Annotated in this window: 21 protein-coding genes and 1 tRNA gene; 10 read left to right on the plus strand and 12 right to left on the minus strand. The window is 41.6% G+C overall.

Annotated features, from left to right (window positions below):
* Positions 1-20: 20 nt before the first annotated feature.
* Positions 21-971 carry an N-acetylmuramoyl-L-alanine amidase gene (locus DC487_RS06875; protein ID WP_239016334.1) on the plus strand — a complete coding sequence of 317 codons (951 nt, stop codon included), beginning with the start codon at positions 21-23 and terminating at the stop codon, positions 969-971.
* 15 nt (positions 972-986) lie between these two features.
* Here the strand turns inward: DC487_RS06875 and DC487_RS06880 are convergent, their stop codons facing one another.
* Positions 987-1418 (minus strand): DUF983 domain-containing protein, encoded by a 432-nt coding sequence (locus DC487_RS06880; RefSeq protein ID WP_116775584.1) that lies wholly within the window; start codon positions 1416-1418, stop codon positions 987-989.
* A gap of 387 nt (positions 1419-1805) precedes the next feature.
* Between DC487_RS06880 and mfd the strand changes: the two genes are divergently transcribed.
* A complete protein-coding gene (mfd, locus tag DC487_RS06885) occupies positions 1806-5153 on the plus strand; it encodes a transcription-repair coupling factor (protein ID WP_116775230.1) in 3348 nt (1115 codons plus the stop codon).
* A gap of 83 nt (positions 5154-5236) precedes the next feature.
* Here the strand turns inward: mfd and DC487_RS06890 are convergent, their stop codons facing one another.
* Entirely contained in the window at positions 5237-7453 is a 2217-nt protein-coding gene (locus tag DC487_RS06890) for an outer membrane beta-barrel protein (protein ID WP_165799038.1), read from the minus strand.
* A gap of 165 nt (positions 7454-7618) precedes the next feature.
* On the opposite strand from DC487_RS06890, the gene DC487_RS06895 reads away from it, so the two are divergent.
* Both DC487_RS06895 and DC487_RS06905 read left to right on the plus strand, forming a co-directional pair.
* Positions 7619-8191, plus strand: a complete 573-nt coding sequence (locus tag DC487_RS06895) for a hypothetical protein (RefSeq protein ID WP_116775232.1) — start codon at positions 7619-7621, stop codon at positions 8189-8191.
* A 333-nt stretch (positions 8192-8524) separates the two neighbouring features.
* The gene (locus DC487_RS06905) at positions 8525-9655 is read left to right on the plus strand and encodes a hypothetical protein (RefSeq protein WP_116775234.1); all 1131 of its coding nucleotides are present in this window, start codon (positions 8525-8527) and stop codon (positions 9653-9655) included.
* Positions 9656-9949: 294 nt separating this feature from the next.
* On the opposite strand, the gene DC487_RS06910 is transcribed toward DC487_RS06905, so the two are convergent.
* From DC487_RS06910 to DC487_RS06920, 3 genes are all read right to left on the minus strand, one after another.
* On the minus strand, positions 9950-10777 hold the full coding sequence (locus DC487_RS06910) for a TPM domain-containing protein (RefSeq protein ID WP_317046325.1): 828 nt from the start codon (positions 10775-10777) through the stop codon (positions 9950-9952).
* Positions 10767-11201, minus strand: a complete 435-nt coding sequence (locus tag DC487_RS06915) for a TPM domain-containing protein (protein WP_116775236.1) — start codon at positions 11199-11201, stop codon at positions 10767-10769. The genes DC487_RS06910 and DC487_RS06915 overlap by 11 nt, the downstream gene beginning before the upstream one ends.
* 61 nt (positions 11202-11262) lie before the next feature.
* Positions 11263-11844 carry a LemA family protein gene (locus DC487_RS06920; protein ID WP_116775237.1) on the minus strand — a complete coding sequence of 194 codons (582 nt, stop codon included), beginning with the start codon at positions 11842-11844 and terminating at the stop codon, positions 11263-11265.
* A gap of 140 nt (positions 11845-11984) precedes the next feature.
* Between DC487_RS06920 and DC487_RS06925 the strand changes: the two genes are divergently transcribed.
* From DC487_RS06925 to DC487_RS06940, 4 genes are all read left to right on the plus strand, one after another.
* The gene (locus tag DC487_RS06925) at positions 11985-13523 is read left to right on the plus strand and encodes an NAD(P)/FAD-dependent oxidoreductase (RefSeq protein WP_116775238.1); all 1539 of its coding nucleotides are present in this window, start codon (positions 11985-11987) and stop codon (positions 13521-13523) included.
* A gap of 62 nt (positions 13524-13585) precedes the next feature.
* Positions 13586-13661 (plus strand) — tRNA-Gly (locus tag DC487_RS06930).
* Positions 13662-14126: 465 nt separating this feature from the next.
* Positions 14127-14402, plus strand: a complete 276-nt coding sequence (locus tag DC487_RS06935) for a hypothetical protein (protein WP_116775239.1) — start codon at positions 14127-14129, stop codon at positions 14400-14402.
* Positions 14399-15598, plus strand: coding sequence for a M12 family metallopeptidase (locus DC487_RS06940; protein WP_116775240.1), 1200 nt, complete (start codon positions 14399-14401; stop codon positions 15596-15598). The genes DC487_RS06935 and DC487_RS06940 overlap by 4 nt, the downstream gene beginning before the upstream one ends.
* Before the next feature lie 207 nt (positions 15599-15805).
* Here DC487_RS06940 and trhO read toward each other — a convergent pair whose 3' ends face one another.
* Genes trhO through DC487_RS06955 form a run of 3 tightly spaced genes read right to left on the minus strand, consistent with a single transcriptional unit; the run spans position 15806 to position 17963 of the window.
* Complete coding sequence (gene trhO / locus DC487_RS06945; RefSeq protein ID WP_116775241.1) at positions 15806-16774, minus strand: oxygen-dependent tRNA uridine(34) hydroxylase TrhO; 969 nt, start codon at positions 16772-16774, stop codon at positions 15806-15808.
* 59 nt (positions 16775-16833) lie between these two features.
* Complete coding sequence (locus DC487_RS06950; protein WP_116775242.1) at positions 16834-17457, minus strand: hypothetical protein; 624 nt, start codon at positions 17455-17457, stop codon at positions 16834-16836.
* Positions 17457-17963, minus strand: coding sequence for an RNA polymerase sigma factor (locus tag DC487_RS06955; protein WP_116775243.1), 507 nt, complete (start codon positions 17961-17963; stop codon positions 17457-17459). The genes DC487_RS06950 and DC487_RS06955 overlap by 1 nt, the downstream gene beginning before the upstream one ends.
* Positions 17964-18034: 71 nt before the next feature.
* Between DC487_RS06955 and radA the strand changes: the two genes are divergently transcribed.
* Both radA and DC487_RS06965 read left to right on the plus strand, forming a co-directional pair.
* Positions 18035-19420, plus strand: a complete 1386-nt coding sequence (gene radA, locus DC487_RS06960; RefSeq protein WP_116775244.1) for a DNA repair protein RadA — start codon at positions 18035-18037, stop codon at positions 19418-19420.
* Between the two features lie 92 nt (positions 19421-19512).
* Complete coding sequence (locus tag DC487_RS06965) at positions 19513-20685, plus strand: aldose epimerase family protein (RefSeq protein WP_116775245.1); 1173 nt, start codon at positions 19513-19515, stop codon at positions 20683-20685.
* A 79-nt stretch (positions 20686-20764) separates the two neighbouring features.
* On the opposite strand, the gene DC487_RS06970 is transcribed toward DC487_RS06965, so the two are convergent.
* From DC487_RS06970 to DC487_RS06985, 4 genes are all read right to left on the minus strand, one after another.
* Positions 20765-21457 (minus strand): NUDIX hydrolase, encoded by a 693-nt coding sequence (locus DC487_RS06970; RefSeq protein WP_116775246.1) that lies wholly within the window; start codon positions 21455-21457, stop codon positions 20765-20767.
* Positions 21458-21501: 44 nt separating this feature from the next.
* Positions 21502-23199 (minus strand): sodium:solute symporter family transporter, encoded by a 1698-nt coding sequence (locus DC487_RS06975; RefSeq protein ID WP_116775247.1) that lies wholly within the window; start codon positions 23197-23199, stop codon positions 21502-21504.
* A gap of 228 nt (positions 23200-23427) precedes the next feature.
* Entirely contained in the window at positions 23428-23664 is a 237-nt protein-coding gene (locus tag DC487_RS06980) for a DUF3820 family protein (RefSeq protein ID WP_207774333.1), read from the minus strand.
* Positions 23645-24412, minus strand: a complete 768-nt coding sequence (locus tag DC487_RS06985) for a glycosyltransferase family 2 protein (protein WP_116775248.1) — start codon at positions 24410-24412, stop codon at positions 23645-23647. The genes DC487_RS06980 and DC487_RS06985 overlap by 20 nt, the downstream gene beginning before the upstream one ends.
* Between the last annotated feature and the right edge of the window lie 26 nt (positions 24413-24438).

Genomic DNA, 24438 nt, shown 5'->3' on the forward strand with positions numbered 1-24438 from the left:
ATTGAAAGGATAAGTTCAAAATGATGAAATTTAAATGGCTTGCGTGTGGAATGATTTTGTTAGCAGCGACTACGCAAAGCTGTTCTAGTTCCAAGAAAAATACCAAAGCCATTGTGGCTCCCGCGGTAGTTAAAACGGCTCCTTCTTCCGAGTCGATCGTGATCGATATTGAAGAGCCGCGCGTAGCGGAAAACAATACCGCTGTCGCGCAGTCGCAGACCACTGCAATACCAAACACGCCGTTTGAAAATATCCAACCATCAATCTCCACACCAGAGCGAGAGGTAGCAGAATTGCATGCAACTGGCATCCAACGTAATTATGACTTTGCCCCCACCATACATTACGATCTGCGCAAACCGCAATTTGTGATGATCCATCATACGTCGCAAAACAGCATTGCGCAAACCATCAGAACCTTTCAATTAGCGCATACACAAGTAAGCAGCCACTATGTGATCGGTCGAGACGGGCAAGTTGTACAAATGCTTAATGATTATCAGCGTGCTTGGCACGCCGGAGCCGGAAAATGGGGAAATATTACTGATATGAACTCCGTGTCAATCGGAATAGAATTGGATAATAATGGCAGCGAGCCCTTTCCAGATTTGCAGATCAATGCATTGTTGATTTTGTTGAATAATCTAAAAAGTAAATACCGTATTCCGCAGACTAACTTTATTGGTCATTCCGATTATGCTCCCGGTCGTAAAGATGATCCAAGCACCTACTTTCCATGGGAAACCTTGGCCGAGCGCGGATTTGGGATTTGGTACAATGCAAACTACCTTGCACCACCGCCACCTACATTTAATAGTACCGATGCTTTGCGTATTATCGGTTATGACACTTCCAATCTGCGTACTGCTGAGCGTTCTTTTAAGAAGAAATATATTCGTACCGACGTGTCATCCGAATTAACACCTTATGACATCATGGTGCTTTACGATCTATATCGCAAATTCTACTAGAAAATAGTGGATTTTCTAAATCGCCTTCGCGGGTTCTCGATCGTACAATTCCGGTCGGAAACGAAAAGATGGCGTCATCCAATACAGTAAAACAATCCGCGAATACCGATAATTGAAAGGCGCTAAAATAATCACCGCCGCACAAGCAACGGTCAAATACAACCAAGGTGATTCTGCATTGCCCGTAATCACATAAGTCGCTACGCAAGACGCAACCAATTGTGCCACCACAAATACGTAACTCACATACATCGCTACGTAGAAATATCCCGGCTCTTTTTCAAACATCAGCTCACAATGAGGACATACCGTTCTCATCTGACGAGCAGAGCGACTGAAACTAAAGATAGATCCTTCGAACATATTTCCTCGTCGGCAGCGTGGGCATTTGCAATTCCAAGCACTTTGGACTGCACTAGGATAGTTTCTTTCGTCTGTATCTTTCATAACCGTAATTATTTTGGAGGTACTGAGCATACTCTAGAGGTTACCCAGACACCGTTTTACAAAGATACCACTTACAAGTAGCATTATTAAGGCACTCGAATCAACCAATCTTACAATAATCATTTTCTAAAAATATCACTTCTTTCGTTGCAATTTTTAAACAAAATCCTATATTTACGTTACGAAAGAGACAAAACAAACACCAAAATATAACTAACTAACCTTGTTATTAACAAAATGCTAAGCAAAAGCGCAGCGTATGAAGGAGTCCTACCAAAAGTAGGACTCCTTTGTAATTTTCGACGACCAGCTACTTCGGAATAAATGTCTTGCACTTGCTCGCATCGGTAAGGTTTTTGTACATTCGTACTCAAACTGGTATTACGAGTGGATATTCAAGAGATCATCAAAAATTATGGCGCCTCCGAGCAGCTAACTACCTTAGGCAAAGAGATCACCAAAAAAAGCCCAAAGATTCATGCAAAAGGATTAATCGGATCGTCGGATGCTGTCGTAGCAGCTAGCTTATATGAATTGCAGCAACGCCCTTTTGTTTTTATTTTGCCTACGCACGAGGATGCTTCTTTTTTCTTGGCCGATTTAGAAAGCTTGTTCGACAAGCAAATTCTATTTTTCCCTTCTTCCTTTCGGAAAGCATACGATTTCACGCAGCTGGATGGCACCCACGTTTTGCAACGTGCTGAAACACTCAGCTCTTTGCACCATGTTTCGGAATTGCCAAAAATCGTCGTTTCTTATCCAGAAGCTATTGCCGAGAAAGTCATCAACAGAGATGATCTGGAAAAAAACACTTTAGAAATCCGCGTTAACACCAAATTAAGCATCGATTTCATCAATGAGTTTTTGTACGAATACGATTTTGAACGTGTAGACTTCGTCTATGAACCGGGCCAATTTGCGATCCGAGGCGGAATCGTGGATATCTTTTCTTTTTCTAACGACCTACCCTACCGCGTAGAGTTTTTTGGAGATGAGATTGAGACCATACGTACCTTCGACATCGAAAGCCAAGTATCGGTCAAGAAAATCAATTCGGTCACGATAGTGCCCAATGTGCAGGCAAAATTTTTGTCCAACAACCATATATCGCTATTAGAATACATCTCTAACGATGCGGTGATCTGGATTAAGGATGTACAATTCACCTTAGACATTTTGCGAGAAGGTTATCAGAAGGCTGCGCAATTTTGGAAAGCACTATCTGAAGACGACGTCAAAAACAATCCGGAATGGGTTGATCCTCGTTTTACTTTTTCGGATGATAAGAATGTGAATGCCATGCTTTTTGAATTTCCCATCATCGAATTTGGAAAGCAATTCTTTTATAATGCAGATGCTACAGTACAATTTGACACGCATCCGCAACCTTCTTTCAACAAGGATTTCAACCTTTTGATCCACAACCTCAAAGAGAATGAGCAAAAGAAAGTCACGAATGTGATCTTTTCGGACTCGAATAAACAGGTCGAACGCATATATGCCATTCTGGATGATTTGGACAAATCCGTACAATTTACACCCGTTTATAAAGCGCTGCGCGAAGGATTTCGTGACGATACCATTCGAGTGGCCTGCTATACCGATCATCAGATATTTGATCGCTATTATAAATACAAGCGTAAAAAGGGATACGAACGTTCTCAGGCCATTACACTAAAAGATCTGCGCGATCTGAAACCGGGAGATTTCATCACACACATTGACCACGGAGTGGGCAAATATGCCGGATTGGAAAAGGTGGAGGTGAATGGAAAAACGCAAGAAATGATTCGGCTCATCTACGCCGACAACGACTTGCTATATGTAAACATCAACTCGCTGAATCGCATTTCTAAATACACCGGCAAGGAAGGTGCGATTCCTAAAATGAATAAGCTCGGCACCGACACCTGGGAGAAGCTCAAGAAAACCACCAAGAAAAAGGTAAAAGATATCGCGCGAGATTTGATCAAGCTTTACGCGAAGCGAAAAGCGCAAACCGGTAACGCATTCAGCCCAGATACCTATCTACAAAAAGAATTGGAAGCGTCCTTTATATATGAAGACACTCCAGATCAGGAGAAATCTACGGCCGATGTAAAGCGCGATATGGAATCGCAACATCCGATGGATCGTTTGGTCTGTGGAGATGTGGGTTTTGGGAAAACCGAAGTGGCGATTCGAGCCGCTTTTAAAGCAGTAGCAGATAGCAAACAGGTGGCCGTATTAGTCCCGACAACGATCTTAGCATTACAACATTATCGCACTTTCTCTGAGCGTCTGAAAGATCTTCCGGCTAATATTGATTACATCAACCGATTCAAAACTACCAAGCAGGTCAAAGAAACACTACAACGATTGGCCGAAGGGAAAGTAGATATCATTATCGGAACGCATCGTCTGGTGAGCAAAGATGTGAAGTTTAAGGACTTAGGGTTGATGATTATCGATGAGGAACAAAAATTTGGCGTATCGGTCAAAGAAAAGCTGAAGCACATGCGAGCTAACGTAGATTCGCTGACGCTTACTGCCACGCCAATTCCACGCACGTTGCACTTCTCTTTGATGGGCGCGCGCGACTTGAGCATCATCTCTACGCCGCCGCCCAATCGCCAGCCGGTACAAACAGAGTTACATGTATTTAATGATGCGTTGATTCAAGAAGCCGTATCATTTGAGTTGGATCGTGGCGGTCAAGTTTTCTTCATCCACAATCGCGTGGCTGACTTAAAGCAGCTGGGTTTATTAATCCAGAAGCTCGTGCCGAATGCACGCGTTGGCGTGGCCCACGGTCAGCTAGAAGGTGATGATCTGGAAGATGTGATGTTGAAATTCATCAACCACGATTACGATGTTTTGATCGCCACCACCATTATTGAGGCGGGATTAGATATTCCGAATGCCAATACCATCATCATCAACCAAGCGCATATGTTTGGCTTAAGTGATTTGCACCAGATGCGCGGTCGTGTCGGTCGCTCCAACAAGAAAGCATTTTGCTATTTGTTGAGTCCGCCATTATCTACCTTGACCAACGAAGCGTATAAACGGCTTTCAGCGATTGAAGAATTCTCGGAGTTGGGTTCTGGATTTAATGTAGCGATGCGCGATTTGGATATCCGCGGTTCTGGAAACTTATTGGGTGCCGAGCAATCGGGCTTTATCGCCGAAATTGGTTTTGAGATGTACAATAAGATCTTGGACGAAGCCGTACAAGAGTTGAAAGACGATGAGTTTGGCGAACTATTCGCCGACGAGCAGAATCGTACCTACGTTACTTTTACGCAAATTGATACCGACTTAGAGGTGTTGATTCCGGATGAATATGTGACCAACATCTCGGAACGCTATAATCTGTATACCGAGCTTTCGAAGTTGCAGAGTGAATCGGAATTGGATGGCTTTGCCAAAGCCTTAGAAGATCGTTTTGGCCCGATCCCTGCTCCTGTTTTCCAACTGTTCGACACGCTTCGCCTGCAATGGCTGGGTAAGGAAATTGGCCTGGAAAAAATCACCTATAAGAAAGATACGCTGAAAGGTTTCTTCGTATCGAATGCGAAATCCAGCTATTTTGAGTCGCCACAATTCGGCCAAGTGCTTACGTTTGTGCAACAACATGCCGCAATTAGTAATCTGAAAGAGGTAAAAGGACAATTGCGCATTGCGATCAGCGGCGTCAGTTCGATTGAATACGCGCTCCATCTCCTTCGAGAAATGCGTGTCGTAACGGCGTAGAATATCGTTATCGACTTATATAAAAACAGGGATCTGCGATTAACAGATCCCTATTTGTAAACTACCTCAGATTAAGCATAGCATCATAGTCTGATTTCATCTCGCCTGTCGGTCTTATAATTATTAGCTTTACTTTTCTTTCCTGCTGGTATTCTGTAAGACAATTGCAGCGATATGCTCCTTTGATTAGTAATTTGTTCTGCACTACTAGATATAAAAGGATGATAGTTGTAAGAATTCTCTTTTGTAACGCCTAAAAAGTCATTGATGAAAAATGACACACCCAAATTATCGCCAAAAAAAAGGCGACTGTAATTCATGCTATTATATAATACTGGTTTCATCTCCCCGTAAGCAAAATAATTCGAAGACATATACGATAGATTCAAATTAAGTTTATTCTTACCAAAGGTCAAATCATTTGAAACGTCTACCATTAAGTTATCACCACTTGTATTGATAAAATTAAAATCATTAGTCCGCATGTCATTAATGTAGTAGTACAGTCCGCTGTTAATCTCCCAGACACGTGCAAGAGTTAAGCTTTTATTGTAAGAAATATAGTACTGACGAAAATAATTATAGGTCGTTTGTTCACTAATGAAAGGGTTTACTTCATTTATTGGGATAAAAATTCTTTGATTTCTGTGTCTTTTATAATTGATAGATACGCTATGCCCGTTAAGGTACATACGCGCAAAATAGTGGTCTGTTAATCTTGGTTGTAAATCCACATTCCCAGTGATACCTCGTTGGAATCCCGTGAATCTAGTTTGCGGGTTTAATGCTATAGAACTCAATCTCAATACCTGTCTTTCATAACCGACGGTTATGTTTTTTTGATCGGCAAACGGGTAAATCACATTTATCTTCGGATAAAACAAATTCAGCGTGTAGGTAGCAGACGTATCTTGGCTCGTCGATGTATAATTAAGATGCTCCATTCGAATGTCCGCGTTAATTGTGGCTTTTTTAACTTTGATAGCATTTGTTAAAAAAACGGTTTGCTGCCATTCTTTGTAACTAAAATCTCCTCCTTGTTTTTGTTCGTTTTGCAAAGAATTATACTTATAGCCCAATCCGCTTTGAAGGAGCTTATTATTAATTAAATTGTCCACTAAGACATCAAAAAAATACACATCTGTTTTCATCTCCAAAAGTGATGAATTCATGATTGGTGCTACATCGTCATTTAAGTTGGCATACATATTATTTTCTAAAAAAGTCAATGATGCATACATTGGATTCATGTAAAGTATCGTTCCTTTATCGTTATTGAAACTATACTTAAATTGAGGCGTTAAAGTAAAACGACTATTTCTAAGTTGTTCCGAATTACTGGTAAAGAAGCTTGATTCTCTGTCTAACTGCTGAGCATATACCTCAGATTGTCCGCGATTGAAAGAGTCGCTAAAGGTGTAGGAGGTATTTATTTGAGTCGTAAAGTTTTCAGAAAATTTTCTATCCCATATAAATGATAAATGACTGTTTTTATCATTTTTAGTCATAAGCTCTTTTTGTTGGAGATAGTTCACTAGATATGATTGGTCTGTTTTGACTTCTGTCAACGAACGATTATCACCCACTCGCGCAATAAAATGTAAGTTGTTTCCACCTAAGCGAAAACGGGAGTCCGCAGATACATTGAACGATTTTGGGATATCTTTGGAATTGCCTCCGTGAAATATTTGACTCGAAGCACTACCTCGTAAAGAGGTATATGCAATATCCTTTTTCGTCAAAAAATTTATAACAGCAGCTGTGCCATCTCTATATCTTGCCGAAGGATTATCTATTATTTCTACTTTGTGAATAGCGTCTACCGGCATGTTTCGAAGTATATTCAATTGCTCTTCTTTGGACTTGTTTTCGCCCATTCCATCGATAAGAATGACGAAATTGTCGTCATTACGAAAAAAATATCTCCCATTTCTTACAGCAATATTTGGGATCATTGGCATCAGTTCGGATACTGAACGCGTTTTATTAAAGGCAGAACTATGAGGATGGTATATTATTTTGTTGTTAACGAGTCTGGCTCTTCCGCGAAAGCCAACTTGTATTTCTTCAAGATTAATTGAGCCATGTTGTATATAGAATAAAACAACGGTATCATTTACTATGTTCAGGTTATATTTTGCTATCCTTTGATATGGATAAGACTCTATAACAACTGAATCAATAATGCCTGGTCTAGGTAATTGGACCAAAACTTTACCGTGTGAATCAGTCGCAAGGTTAATTAAGTTAGATTGTAGGAGTCTACTATAAATAGCGATATGAACACCTTCTAATGGCATGTGACTAATGGAATCAATCAATCTTAACTCCACTCTTTGCGCGTATACACACTCATATAACAAAGTAAAATAAAAAATCAGCAGAGTAAATTTCATAGAACACAAAATATCTTGGAGATTATAATTTTAAATCTTAGTTTTAATTATTAACCATAAAGTTAAGTTATGTATAAATGTAGTAAACTCATCGTGCTTTTGCTAATTTCTGCAGCTAGTTGTACCTATAAAAATGACAATAGCAACAAGCTAGCCAGTACTATACAAGATTTACTCGGTAATGTAGTACACCTTGCCACTCCGTCGCTTGTTTACAATGAAGATAACTATAATCAATTCAGTTACACAGACTACAAGATTGTAGTATATACTGATTCCGCAGACTGTGTTGATTGCATGTTTAAACTAGACTCATGGAAAGAAGTGATTTCAGATTTCGAAACAAACTTTCAAAACACCGTCTCATTTTACTTTTTTTTTCATCCAGCAGCACGTGAGCATATCGAAAATCTTCTAATAAAAGAGAATTTCAAATATCCAATATTTATAGACACAGACAATAAGTTCTATAATAGCAATAAGATACCTGCTAGCGGTTTATTACGGTGCTTTTTATTAGACAAGAATAATCGAATCGTTTCCGTCGGTAATCCGACGCTTGCTTCAGGAGCTTGGAGACTTTATAGGGAAATCGTAAAGGACAGCATCATGTTTGAAACTTTATCACAAATACAAAAGTAAATATGAAAAAACAACTGAAAACAATCGCTGTGGGACTAGGTTCCACAGGGTTACTCGTAGCATGTTTGTTTCTAGCAAAGCCAACAGAGATATCAGCTGCGGCTTTAATGAACGTGGAGTCATTGAAGAATATCTCTTCAGGTAAATGTACCGGTCCAAAAAACACGGATACGACAAACTGTGAGTCACGAAACACGAATGATTGTTCCGACATGACTGGATGTAATTCTGTCTCAGAATCAGAATAAGAAATCCGGTAAAATCTAAGAACAGTCACTTTATATAGCAAGCATTAGACATAATTAGTGTTTGCTATAACTTCAATTTGAAATTATGTTTAAGACAACTCAATTTCTATTTCTTTTATCGATTCTATTATTCAGATCTTGCAATGAACGCAAAGATCAAAATGCGGCAGTGCCGGATCAATATAAATTAGAACAGATAACAGTTAACCTTGAGAAATTTCATAAAGAAACTTTAGATTTCAATTTTACAGTCCGCAAAAATAATGTCGAGTACATTATCTTAGATACTACCATCGGTATCAACTTAAATCACCTAAGCAAAAGTGTTATTGACACCAATCATATCTTCTTTTTAAGTATACGAAATAACGCAATTTTTATTTTTGGGAAAGACGGCTCCTTTATATCACAACATACTAATAAGAGCTTAAATTTAGGGGTATTGACTGATTTCTCTGTAAGCAACGAGTTCCTAACTATTTGGGATGGTAAAAAAGATATCATCAGCATCTTCAAGATAAGTAAAAATGGAGGACACTTAACAAAGGAAGTAGAAATAAAGCCGACATTCGAAATCAATAGCTTTTGGAAGCTAAATTCCGGAGATTATTTAGCTACCGTTTCTAGCTGGAATGTGCCTTCTATCGAAGATGAGCTATTAATAACCGATTCACGGTTTGAAACAACGAAGAAAGGGTATTATAGAAATCTTGGAAATGCGGACGATGACTACATACTTTCTAACAGCTACTTTCATCTATTTAACAATAAAATACACCTTAGTCATAGCACGGATAATCTAACATTTTTATTTGACGAAACAGGTAAATTACTAAGATCTGTAGAAATAAAATACGGGGAAAATGCTCCCGCTAAATTATTAAGCTCCTTAGAGAAAAATGCATACGAATTATCCAATTATTTTTTTATCAACGGCTACACATATATCACAGACAATTTTATAGCAGGCAGTATTTCGAAGGGTTTATCTCAGAAAAAATCATTTATCGCAGATACATTATCAAGAAAACTATATATTGAAAACCGACCGTATTCTTCTTTTCTCAGCAATACTTTGGGTAGTTATAAGGACAAGATCATCTCAATACTTATCCCTGGGCAGTATAACCTTGCAAAAGATTCGGATTTTATAAGCGATGAGGTAAAAAGGGCTTTGAAAAAAGGTGCTTATGTGATTTGTTTAACTGAACTTTAGAACAATTCTCTCAAACGGCAAACCATCATTAAAAGACAGCTTGAATATATCGTGATTGGTCTGCATAACTTTAGTCATGAAAATCTTGTGCAGCACTTAAAACCTTCATTAGTAATAAGTCTATTTCACTGATATTCGAATAAGCTAAATGGTCTATCCATCTCCTTCGAGAAATGCGCGCTGTAACGGTGTAAAAGATCGTCGTTATCGACTTATATAAAAACAGGGATCTGCGATTAACAGATCCCTATTTTTATATTTCATCATTTTGAGGTTTTCAGCAAAAAAGCAATTTTACCAGCGACCGCTTGCGCCGCCGCCGCCAAATCCTCCTCCACCAAATCCTCCGAAGCCGCCACCGCCGCCTCCGAAACCTCCGCCAAATCCACCACCTGAGCTTCCGCGCCCGCCGCTTCTGCCCATTTGATTTAGCAAAGTCCACCAGAAAAGATCCGAAGCGCCTTTGCCGTTCATCATTTTGCCACTGCCACCTTTACCGCCACCTTTGGAAAAGATAGATAGAAGTATGATGATAATAAAGAAGATCATGACGATTGGAACGCCGCCACCACCTCCAGAGTTTCCTTTTGATTTAGGGTCGGCTTTGTATTCACCTTTGGTATACGAAATCAGCGCATCTACGCCATTTTCGATTCCCTGACCATAACGACCGCTTCGAAAAGCAGGCTTGATTTCATTCTCTATAATACGATACGCAATCACATCGGGTACCGAACCTTCGATACCATAGCCAGTACGAATCGTCACGGCACGATCTTCTAAAGCAACTAAAAGTAGTATCCCATTGTCGTATTTCTTGTTGCCAATACCCCAATGCTTCGCCAGACGATCGCCATAATCCGCAATATCATACTCGCCGGTAGATTTCATCACCACGACAGCCAATTGAATCGAAGTAGAATCCTCAAAATTCAATAACTTTTGCTCTAGCTGGCTGGCTTCGGACTGACTTAGCGCACCGACATAATCGCTGACCAAACTTTTCGGCTGCGCCGGAAAATCTTGCGCGATCGCAATCCCCGAAACCCAAAAGCATAAAAATGCCCAGCAGAAAATAGTTTTGTATAGCGATGTGGAAAGCACTTTTGTTTTAATTTTCACCAAAGTGTATATCATCTGGAAGTTCATTAATATCATCTTGCCCCTTCGGGAAATAAATCCCCAATTGTTCGCCCGCTTCTGTAATACCCGCAATCAGACCACGAGCTACATTGCCTTCTTTGAAGTGATCCAACATATGCGACGAAACCGTTTCCCAAAAATCGGCCGGAACTTTTTTATGAATTCCCGAATCGCCAATAATGGCATACGCGTGATCGTCATGCGCCAAATAGATCAGCACACCATTATGTAAGGCTGTAGCGCCCATGTTTAGCTTATCAAAATAATGCGTAGCTCGATCCAGCGCTTCACCCTCTTTAAGCTTACGCTCTACGACCAATCGGATCTCGCCAGACGTATGACTTTCGGCCAAGCTGATCGCTTGCACGATCGTGTCCTGCTCTTGTTGCGTAAAAATATCCATCTCTCTTTCTCCGTAAAATTCAACAAATCGTTTCCTAAGCAACCTTAGGAAACGCTAAAATTTAGAAAGAGACGGTTGGTGCCTTATCCGATCCTTCTGCCGCCGTGAACGTTCCTTTCGCTTTGAAGCCAAACATTCCAGCCATCATATTATTCGGGAAGCTCCGCACGGTTGTGTTATAATCTTGTACCGCTTCATTGTACGCACGGCGTTCTACCGAAATTCGGTTTTCCGTACCTTCCAACTGCGCTTGCAATTCGCGAAAGTTTTGGTTCGCTTTCAGATCTGGATACGCCTCTACACTCACCAATAAACGGCCAATTGATTGCGAGAACGCATCTTGTGTTTGCTGAAAATTCGCAATTTCCTCTTCCGACAAGTTCGAAGGATCTACCGTAACCTGCGTTGCTTTAGCGCGCGCTTCTACCACCGCAGTTAAGGTACTCTCTTCATGGTTTGCCGCTCCTTTAACCGTCGACACCAAGTTAGGAATCAAATCCGCTCTACGTTGGTAGGCATTCTCCACCTGAGCCCATTTACCTTTGACGTTTTCGTCTTTAGAAACCATCGTATTGTAGCCACATGAGCTTAAAGATACTGCCGTAAACAAACTCACAACAGTCAGCATTAAAAATCTTTTCATCTGTAAAGTTTTTCTTTTCTATATGGCTAAATATACAAAATTTGCGATGTATTCTCTCAAAGTATTTTGACCATAGCGTCCTAGATCAGATTCTGTATCTTTGTACCAAAATTTGGGATAGCAACCCAACGACCTTATTTATGCAAAAAGAAATTGAATTAGCCGTAAGTCCCGACCTGATCCTTGATGAGGCCGCGATCCTACACATGGGCGCTAAGAAATTAGGCGTCGCAGTCAGCAGAATTGGCGGAATCCATATCCGCAAACGATCTATTGATGGCCGAAGCCGACAAGTCGTATACCGACTTCGGGTAATTTTTTACATTGATGAATCCCCTACGCCATTCACCTACACCTCCAATCTGAAACAAGTAAAAGACGCTAAACCAGTCATCATTATTGGCGCTGGACCGGCAGGATTATTTGCCGCTTATCGATGCTTAGAGCGTGGCTTGAAACCCATTGTGCTCGAGCGAGGTAAAGCGGTGCAAGATCGTCGTCGTGATCTGGCTCGCATCAATCGGGAAGGCGTGGTCAATCCAGAATCCAATTATTGTTTTGGCGAAGGTGGCGCAGGAACGTATTCCGACGGCAAACTATACACGCGTTCAGATAAGCGCGGTGACGTGCAAAAAGTCTTATCCATCTTTGTGGAACATGGCGCAGACGAAGATATTTTGGTCAATGCGCGGCCGCATATTGGCACCAACAAACTGCCGCATATTATTCAGCTGATGCGCGAGCGAATTGTGGAACAAGGAGGCGAAGTGCATTTTGATGCAAAAGTGATCGACATCTTAACTTCCTCTGGCCAAGCTACAGGTGTGAAGCTCGCTGATGGCGCAACGATCAATGCCAGCAACATCATTGTCGCTACCGGACATTCTGCGCGGGATATCTTTTATCTATTTCGCGACAAAGGTTGGTTGTTAGAAGCTAAGCCTTTTGCATTAGGCGTGCGTATCGAACATCCGCAATATATCGTAGACAGCGCTCAATATCACTGCGTCGAACGACACGAAAACTTACCTCCAGCTTACTACAGCTTGGTGGAACAAGTCGACGGACGTGGTGTATTTTCTTTCTGTATGTGTCCTGGCGGAATCATTGCTCCTTGCGCCACCGATCAGGAAGAAATCGTCGTGAATGGTTGGTCGCCATCCAAACGGAATAATCCACATGCCAATTCGGGCACGGTCACACAGATCAATCTGGAGGATATTCCAGCAGCGATAAACAATCCATTTGCGCTGCTCGAATTTCAACAAGCAGTAGAACAAAAGGCTTTTCAAGCTGGCGGTGGTGCCTTAGTTGCGCCCGCACAGCGCATGGTCGATTTCGTGGAAGGTCGACTTTCCAATGATCTGCCGAACCACTCCTACAAACCGGGCACGAAATCGGTAGAGCTGAAAGAAGTGCTTCCTGATTTTGTACATAAAGCGCTTCAAGGTGCATTGCCGCGCTTCGGCAAGAAGATGAAAGGCTATTATACGAATGAAGCGATATTAGTTGGCGTGGAATCTCGTACTTCTTCGCCGCTACGGATTCCGCGCAATAAAGACAGCTTACAGCATCCACAAGTAGCTGGTTTATACCCTTGTGCTGAGGGCGCCGGCTATGCAGGCGGTATTGTATCTGCAGCTATTGATGGGATGAATTGTATCGATGCGATCAATTAATGCACTTTTTTCAAAAAAGTGTTGACATATAACGGTGGAAATATTACCTTTGTTCCACCAATGCGAAAGTAGCTCAGTTGGTAGAGCACGACCTTGCCAAGGTCGGGGTCGCGAGTTCGAATCTCGTCTTTCGCTCCAACAGAAAAGTCCATCAGCAATGATGGACTTTTCTCGTTTATAATAGCTCTGTCATTGCGCACCCGAAGAACGAGGCTGAAGCAATTTCAGCGTTATATTTTTGTGTTATGTAATAATCGAGATTGCTTCGTCATGCTTCCTCGCAAGGACGAGAGAATGTTTTTTTAAAAGCTTAGTTTGCCGCGTCATTGCGAACCCGAGGTACGAGGGTGTTGCAAGCAAATATGATAGATCAAGGTCTCCAATCATTAATACAAATCGCAACGAACAAATTGACAATCTTATATTTTATAAAAATAAACTTATACAATAATAAAATAATATTAAAAATATTATTTTATATTTAAGAAACTTTTTTTAAAAATGAGACCGATAATTAACCTCCTAGTCATTGTGTTTTCCATAATCTTATACTCATGTGATAAGAACAACCTTCCGATTGAACGGGAATTTAGAGCTGAGATAATGCAAAATAAAGTCTATGCAGACGACATCTACTACTCGGGATACCGATATGTAATCAAAGAAGAAGGGAAAGATTTCATCAATCAAACTTATCCCAATATAGTGGGATTTGACAGTATATACATCGAAGGTTATTTGTACAAAGTCAAACTCAAAGAAACTTGCGCTAGCGGCCAAGAAATACGTCAAGATGTGCTTTCATGTAGTCTACAATTGATCTCCATTATCTCAAGAGAAGAACAGACCAATCCATTTATTAATAACAACAAATTATGAAAAGTTCAAGATTTTATTTACTGTTATCACTCTGTTTGCTAATATCGGGATGTAACACGAAAAACAATCAAATTCAGACGCTCGAAGAAGAGCAGCAAGATTTTCAATTATTGAAAGACACTCTGGAAGAGAGAATATTTACCCGATTGAAGTCTGGTGTAATATTAGAAAATGCTGGATTAAACTACTTTATTGAAAGAGATATTATTCTGAGCGAACGCCAAATAAAAACTTTATCTGATAATGGCGAAATGGAAGAACCAATCTTCACAGAAGATGCACAAAACACCAAACCCATAATGTTAAGTAGTGGCAAAACATGGCAAGCAGATCCAAAAAAAACAATAGCTAGAAACGTTGGAGTACATCCACAAGAAAATAGAGGTTGGGCTATGATCAGGTACGTATTAAATCCTGGATTATCACCGCAAGCCAGAGTACAAATATCTGAAGCAATACGACATTGGGAATCCAACACAAACACACGTTTAGATAATGCAACTGGCCAACCAACATTTGATAGTCAGTATAGATTTTTTTACCCGTACATAGAATTTTTCCATGGCACAAGCGATGATCCTCGAGCATGGAATAGGAGAGGCAACTGGTCGTACGTCGGTAGATACGACATCATCAAGAACATGAATCAACATGGACGGACTGATGCTGGTCAGTGGCTTTCATTGGTGACATCCCCAGGACTTGGCACAGTTATACATGAAATTGGTCATGCTATCGGGCTCTACCATGAGCACACAAGACCCGATAGAGATAATTTCATTAATATTAATTGGGCTAACATTGCGGGAACTGAAGAACAAAAACAAGCTGACTTCGGTAATACGAGAAGGAATTACACAACGATAGGTGCATTTGATTTCAACTCTATAATGATGTATGATTCATTTGCAGCAGCAATTAACCCATCCATTCCTACGATAACCAGAAAAGATGGATCAACTTTTGGATCAAACAGATTCGCTCTATCAAATCTTGATAGAATCTGGGCTAATAATTTTTATCTTCCATATATAGCTCGAAGCGATGTTTACGTAGAATTAGCTACCACTGTTTACAAAACAGACAATACAATCATGAGTGAACAAGAAAGATTACAGTTGCAAGCACAAATAAATAGGTCAAGAGGGTTAAACCCTATCCCTCCTAATTGCTGCAGACTTCCAAATAATCACTAGCCTAACCTACTTAAAGAAAAATCAGACATCTAAAAGAGACGTTCTGAAGCTAATAAAGAATAAAAAGACAGGTCGCCACATCTTTGCGAAACCGAGGCACGAGGGTGCGGCAATCTCATCTCGCGAAGACGAAATCATAACACCCAAAACCAAAGAAGCCTTCCATATATGGAAGGCTTCTTCATTATAATAACCAAACAGCAAATATTACTTCACGAATTGTTTATGTTTTCGTTTGCTGATTTTATCGGCGTTGACCGGCTGAGGCACTTTTACATAATAGCCTGTGCCGTCATATTCGCGCTTGCGCGGATGCGTCATACATACTGGAGAGCAACAGCCTTCTAGTTTTTCGCCGCAGGCGTCACACTGCGTAAAATGCTCATTGCAATCTGGATTGGCGCAATTGATCATCTTGGAAGTGGTTGTTCCACAATTGCGGCAAGTAGACACCACCGATGGATTCACCGAGTTGACATCTACCGTCACCCGGCTATCAAATACATAACATTGTCCGTCGAAATCCTTTCCACCTGCTTCTTTGCCATATTTGATGATACCGCCATGCAGTTGGTAGACATCTTCGAAACCTTCTTTGAGCAATAGAGCTGAGGCTTTTTCACATTTGATACCGCCGGTGCAATAGGTCAAAATCTTTTTGCCTTTATATTGCTCCAGCTCTTTGATTTTCTCTGGAAACTCGCGAAAGTTTTCCATATCCAAGGTAACTGCATTTTTGAAGCGACCGACCGAATGCTCGTAGTTAGAGCGCACATCCAGCACCACCACATCATCCTGATCTTTCATCTGCATGAAATCCTGCGGCTCCAGATGCACACCAGTTTGGCGATTCGGATCGATATCTTTTGGATTTCTCAATCCCGAATGCACAATCTCGGGCTTATAACGGCAATGCATTTTGATGAACGATAACTCCTCCACCTCATCAATCTTAAACTCCGTTTTCGCAAAGCGAGGATCGGCATGTACCGCCTCCATATACGCTTTACAAGATTCTGGCGAGCCCGAAACCGTACCATTCAGACCTTCGTCTGCCACAATAATACGACCGACTAAATCCAATGATTTACAAAAATTTAAATGATCTACAGCAAACTGTGCTGCATCTTCGATAGGGCTGTAACAGTAGTACAGCAAAGTATTGTATTTTCCCATGAGCATTGATACCGCTGCAAACGGCGTTTAATGAATTGCGGCACAAAGATACAAATATTCTATTCTACCTCTTGTTCCAGTTGGAGTAATTCTTCGTAATTCTTATTCAATCGTTTCAATAGTAATCCGTAAACGATTCGGTAGTACAAACGCACTATAAAAATAAAGAAGAATGATACGATAGCCATCATTAGGACGAACATAAATACGTAGAACACCAATCTTCCGGTGCTTCCGTTCGCGTCTACCACTACTTTTTCGTACAATGTAAAACAACTCGCCGTAAAAATTCCTACGCTAAAATAATAGATGTTGAATTTTATATAACGCTCTACGTGCGCTCGCGAGCGAATGATGGAGGTGAGCAATGACTTGGTATCTTTCGTGTTGCGAATCGTACGAAAACTCGCAAAAAACTGATAAATAAAATAAATAATAACGACGTAAAAAACGACCTCTAGCGCCGTGACAAATACCTCTTCAAAAGTAGATCGGTACTCGATCGAAGGTAGTAGAAACGAAATGGCCCAGCCCAGAAAAAACTCTAGAATACTAATCACAAAAATCCATTTCACGACCGAAGAGGAGCTTCTGTGCGCCATAGCCTGAATTTCCTTCGCCTTTATCTGCGGAAAATGCTGCTCTTTCTGCCAATGATTTTTTAAGAAATCTAATTCGTCCATTATAATGCCCCTCTCTGGCTGAGTATGACTTTCAATTTTGTTTTTATACGGTTCATCCGCACGCGTGCATTTACTTCACTTACCCCCAGTGTCTCCGCGATCTCTGCATAATCTTTATCCTCGAGATACATAAACACCAAAGCCTTTTCGATATCATTCAATTCCTGCACCGCCGCATAGAGATAGCTCAACTTATCTTCCTCTTCCGAACTGTATTCTTCGTACTGTATATTATGTACGGCATAATCCCAGGTCACGGTTTCCACACGCCGCTTTTTTACGCGATATAGCGAGATCGCGGTATTCAGCGATACGCGATAAGCCCAAGTGGTAAACTTCGATTGACCTTTGAATGTAGGATACGCTTTCCACAACTGAATCACCATTTCCTGAAACAAATCCTTGTGCGCGTCACGATCTGCAGCATACAGCTTACAGATCTTATGGAGGATATTTTGGTTTTCCTCCAAGAGAAGCACAAATTGTTGTTCCAGCTCTGGGTTCATTTTCTAGGTATTTGACGACAATACTACTGCTTTGTTACGGTTTGTCCTTACTTTTTTTCTAAATTCGTGCAATGGCGAAAACTAAATCTGCTTATTTCTGTCAAAGTTGTGGTTACGAATCTCCCAAATGGCTGGGACAATGTCCATCCTGCAAACAATGGAATACCTTTGTAGAAGAAGTCGTAGACAAGGGTTCGTCGCGCGTGCCCGAATGGCGTAGCTCAACCACTGCTGGTAGTCCGAAACGCACGAACAAAGCGGCTGTGATTCACGAAATCGTGTATAGCGAAGAGAAACGCATCCTGACGCCAGATCATGAATTTAACCGCGTGCTGGGTGGCGGAATTGTTCCAGGTTCACTCGTATTGATTGGCGGCGAGCCGGGAATTGGCAAATCGACGCTGATGCTACAATTGGCTTTATCCATTCCGCAGGTAAAAACTTTATACATTTCCGGTGAAGAGAGCGAACAGCAGATTAAAATGCGTGCCGAACGCTTGAACCAAAGCAGCAAGGCGAATTGCTTTATCCTGACGGAAACTTCCACCCAAAATATCTTTAAGCAGATCGAATCGGTGCAACCCGATGTCATCGTGATTGATTCGATCCAGACTTTGCACTCTTCGCAGATCGAATCGGCTCCCGGCTCGGTATCGCAAGTGAAAGAATGTACAGCTGAACTTTTGCGCTTCGCGAAGGAAAGCGATACGCCTGTGCTGATTGTCGGACACATCACCAAAGATGGTGCGATTGCCGGACCAAAAGTATTGGAGCACATGGTCGATACGGTATTGCAGTTCGAAGGCGATCGACATCACGTGTACCGCATCTTGCGCGCGGTGAAAAACCGTTTCGGTTCTTCTTCCGAATTGGGGATTTATGAGATGCAGGGCAATGGTTTACGCGAAGTGTCCAATCCTTCCGAAATCATGCTTTCGCAACGCGAAGAATCGATGAGCGGTGTGGCTATCGCTTCTATGCTGGAAGGCATTCGTCCGCTCATGATCGAAGTGCAAGCATTGGTAAGTCCTTCGGCTTACGGCACGCCACAGCGTAGTTCCACCGGTTTTGACACCAAGCGACTGCACATGCTGTTGGCCGTGTTAGAAAAGCGGTTTGGCTTTCGATTGGGGACACAAGATGTATTTCTAAATATTACTGGCGGCTTGCGCGTCGAAGATCCTGCGATTGATTTGGCGGTTATTGCTGCCTTGATATCATCGCAACAGGATATCCCGCTTCCTGGGACTTCTGCATTCGCGGGCGAAGTTGGTTTATCAGGTGAAATTCGCGCTGTAAATCGTGTCGAACAACGCATTGCGGAAGCCGAGAAATTAGGTTTTGATGGTATTTTTATCTCGAAGTATAATCTCAAAGGGATCGATCCGAAAAAATACAACATTGCCATTCGGCCTGTGGCCAATCTGGAAGATGTCTTCCGTTCGCTATTTGGGTAAATCGCGCCGAATTCTTCGGTTGCTTTTCTGGAATATACTCACTATCTTAGGTTTAGTATAATCCTAAACACCCTATAAAAGACTTTTTTATTATGACAACATCTCTTGGCTTCATCTGGAAAGCCTGTATTGCGCCAATCGCGCTAGCCATTACCCTAAGCTCTTGTAATCAAAATGCAAATACCGCGAAAGAGACAACCGCAGACACCACGAATATCGGCGTTTCTGCTGCTGATTTTGCTGGACTTGTTGGCCAAGATTCTGTAAAACTATATACGATTAGCAATGGTACCATTTCCGCAGCAATCACCAATTATGGCGCGCGCGTGGTGAGCTTATTAGTGCCAGATAACCAAGGTAATCCAGTCGACGTTGTATTGGGCTACAAAGATTTAGAGAATTACCAGAAAAAAGGCGAAGGCTTTTATGGCGCTATCGTCGGTCGTTTTGGCAATCGCATCGCCAAAGGACAATTTAAGTTGGATGACAAGCCTTATCAACTGGAGTTGAATGACGGTGTGAATACCTTACATGGCGGCGAAACAGGTTATTACACGAAAGTGTGGACGGTGAATAAAGTAACCGACAACAGCGTAGAGTTGCACTTGTTATCACCAGATGGTGATGCCGGGTATCCGGGCGCTTTGGATATTTATGTGACCTATAGCATTACATCAGATAATGGATTGGACATTGCGTACCGCGCGACTACAGATAAAAAAACCATCGTCAACTTAACCAATCATGCTTACTTCAACCTGAGTGGTGAAGGAGCGGAAACGATTACCGATCACGAATTGATGGTAAAATCGGATAAATATACACCAGTGGACAAAACCTTAATTCCTACCGGAGAATTGGCATCTGTAGAAAATACCCCGTTTGATTTCCGTACGGCCAAAGCGATTGGCAAAGACATTGATGCAGACGACGAGCAACTTAAAATTGGCGGCGGTTATGACCACAATTTTGTGTTGAACAAGGAAGATGGCTTGCAGCATATTGCCACCGTAACCAGCCCGAAAACAGGCATCCAGATGGAAATTCTGACCGAAGAACCGGGATTACAATTCTATAGCGGCAATTTCATGAAGGACATTAAAAATGCTAAAGGCGACAAAACCTACGGCTTGCGTTCGGCATTCTGTTTAGAAACACAACATTTCCCAGACGCACCTAATCAAGCGAATTTCCCGTCTACTGTGTTATCGCCAGGCGAGACGTACAAAACACAAAGCACCTACCGCTTCACGACGGCAAAGTAATATCATAAACGTAAAAACGGTCTCCTTCTTTATCAGAAGGAGACCGTTTTGTTTCTAGCTAAATGAGATTAGAAAAGCCTTATGGCTGCGGGATAAAGTGTAGGAATGAACTAAACTTATCCTTATACGTCTCTTGATCCAATTTGTAATAGAAAGCTCCTTTGCGGGAACCTTCTTTATCTTTATCCGCTTGCTTCACCAGCAAACCTGTAGAACGCAGTTTGCGCATGAAGTTGCGCTTATCGAGCTCCACATTATACACTTGTTCATAGAGCGCCATGATCTGTGGAATGGTAAACTTTTCGGGCAATAGCTCGAACAATACGGGATGTAGCGCCGCCTTGTAACGAAGATGTACTTTTGCTGCAGCAACCATCTCATCGTGATCGAAGATCAACGCTGGCACATCCTTCAAGGGAATCCATTCTGCACGGTATGCATCACTCAACTGCGTTTCGTACTCTTTGATGTTAATCAATGCCGAGTACGCCACGCTAATCGTGCGCTCCACCGGATCGCGATTTGGCCGGCCAAATACCGAAAGCTGCTCCATGTACACATCTTTCAAGCCTGTCAATTTGTACAACACGCGTGAAGCCGCATCGTTCGGGTCTTCTCCTTCTTCTATGAAACCTCCCATCAAGCTCCAATTGCCGATCTGCGGTTCTAATGCGCGCTGAACGACCAGCAACTTCAACTCCGCACCATCGAAACCGAAGATAATACAATCAACGGCAATGAGTACGCGGTGTTGTGCTGAATATTTGGCCATGCTGATAATTTATCTCATAGAAATAGTAGGTAGTGAATAAATCACTACCAGAATTTAACATATAATGCCCCTACCACCAATAGTGTAAACACAATTAGTATTAAGGTAGATGGGTCTACTTTAAACATTTTTCTATCGATCTCGAATGCTTTAGGGTTGACTTTCGGCCCTGCTAAACTTAAGATCACCATCAGCAATACGGCAAATACAAATGCCCACCCCATACAGATCAAGAATGGAATCTCATATTTACCATTGGCATTCTGGAATGCGGTGTATAACCACGTTTCCGGACCAAATACCGCTGGCGCAAATTCGTTGAAAAACACCGAAAGTAAGAAACCAGATAACAAACCCGCAATGGCTGCTGTACCGGTAGTACGTTTCCAAAACATACCCAATAAGAACATAGCCAATACGCCTGGACTAACATAACCGGTATATTTTTGAATGAAAGTAAAGCCACCTGCTCCACCAATACCCAACACGTCGTCCCAAGTCAGTAACAAGGCTAATAACATAGATACGACAATGGCCACTTTTCCTACCCAAACCATTTTGGTTTCAGAAGCATCTTTGTCTAGGTATTTTTTATAAATATCAAGTGTAAAAATTGTCGCAATACTATTTGCTTTCCCTGCTAATGACGCTACAATCGCAGCCGTCAATGCCGCTAAGGAAAGTCCTTTCATACCATCTGGCAAGAAACTTAGAATGGCAGAGTATGCATTATCGGCATGAAATTCACCTCCTGGTGCCATCTCTTGTTGTAATGCACCATTTTTGTATAACACATAAGCAGCGATACCCGGCAACATCACCACAATCGGCATTAATAATTTCAAGAAACCGGCAAATAAGATACCTGTTCTAGCGGTTTTTAGATCTGCTCCTAGCGCACGCTGTGTGATGTATTGATTACAACCCCAATAATTCAAATTCACAATCCATTGCCCTGCGAAATACATGGCAATACCCGGCAACATTAGGTATTTGTTGATCTCCTCTTGCGATGCATCAGGTCCCGGTTTCTCGGCAATCATCTGGAAATGCGTCGGCGAATCTTTCATCATCGCCTTAAAACCAGCAATAATATCGGATCCTAAGCCAAAATGCTCACTCACTAAGGTAAGCGCAACATACGTTGTGGCTAACCCACCAATGATCAATACCAATACTTGAATCACGTCGGTGAAGCCAATGACCTTCATTCCGCCCAGCGTGATGATAATAGCAAACACACAAAGGATCGTCATGATGACCTCAAAATTCTCGCCACCAGCGAAGTTGTTGATCGCCATGGATCCTAAAAATAAGATCGAAGTAAGGTTGACTAGAATATAGAGAAACAACCAAAAGATCGCCATGATTAACGCCGTCGTCTCGTTGTATCGAATCTTGAGAAACTGCGGCATGGTAAATATCCCATTCTTGTGGTACATCGGTATAAACCACACGGCCACAATAATCAAGGCAATAGCAGCAAACCATTCGTACGCAGCCACGGCCATACCCACGGTAAATCCGTTTCCGCTCATACCAATAAATTGCTCCGCAGAGATATTGGATGCAATGAGTGAAGCTCCAATAGCCCACCAAGTTAGAGAACCTTCTGCAAGGAAAAAATCTTTGGTTGCAGAATCACTCTTGGTTTTACGACGGTAAATCCAGTAACCGTACCCCGCTACGATCACGAAATATATCAGGAATATAACGTAATCAATTGTTGAAAATCTAGTCATTTGTTTGAATAAAATTGGTTAGAAAAAGAGCGCAAAATCGCGCTTCCTCTTATTGCACTATAGTTTTTTAACGATTAAGTTTATAAAAAATGCTACGCTGACGCAGCACGGTATTACACAGGTATTCAGATTTAATGTTCCAAATATTACAAAAAAAAATGTCAAAATGACATTTATGTTTAAAAACTTTTTTGGGAAGTGATAAAGAGGTGAATAACGCGCGTGAAACTAGCGTTTGATTAAGGGCTGTAACAAGTACTCCAGACCATTGAGTTTGATCTCGTACAAGGTAGCGAGTTGGATTCCAAGCTTTCCGGGAGGAAAACCCTTATTATGAAACCAATTAAGATACGACTCAGGCAGATGTCGTAGGTACGTATCTTTGTATTTTCCGAAAGGCATCTTAGCATTGGCTACTTCGACCAACAGTTGCGGATTAAGCAGATTATTCTCTAGATTTTCCATGTTGCAATCGATAAAATACTAATCTAATCCCAATGATCAGATGGTTGAAGATATTGGTGAGCGTTCCGTAATGTTTTTGGAAGATTTCGTAGCGCTCTTTCAAACTTTGCTGGTGTCGCTTCTGCGACATACCGCCAACAAGATATTTTGCGACGACCGCATGCACATTTTGAGTGGTTTTAGCTTTTTTCGCTGCGCGAATCACCCAATCGATATCCGCACTTAATTGATAGTTGGTATCGTAAGGCGAAGCGATACTTCTACGCACATAAATCGCCTGATGGCAAATACTCATCCCGTAGCGGAAAGAGCGCCAATCGAACTTTTCGGGTGCTTTATGCCGACGATCGCCAATGATGCGACGATCTTCATCCACCAATTTGGTTTCTCCATAAATAATATCGGCATCATTGCCCCGCTCTACCACGGTACGCAAGGTATCCGCATCGCATAGCGTATCGCCAGAATTGAGAAACAACACATAATCGCCTGTGGCGCGTGTCAATCCTTTATTCATCGCATCATAAATGCCTTTATCTTTCTCCGACACCAGAATATCAATGTGCGCAGCATATTGCTGGATCACGTCTAATGTACCATCCGTAGATGCGCCATCGATCACAATGTATTCGATCTGCGAATAACTTTGTTCCGCCACAGATGCTAAAGTATATGCGATATCCCGCGCATTGTTGTACACAATGGTGATAATAGAAATGGTAGGAAATGAACGAGATTGATCGGACATGATTGTGGTCAAAAGCGAATAAATAG

The organism is Sphingobacterium corticibacter (assembly GCF_003076635.1).
Taxonomy (GTDB): Bacteria; Bacteroidota; Bacteroidia; order Sphingobacteriales; family Sphingobacteriaceae; genus Sphingobacterium; species Sphingobacterium corticibacter.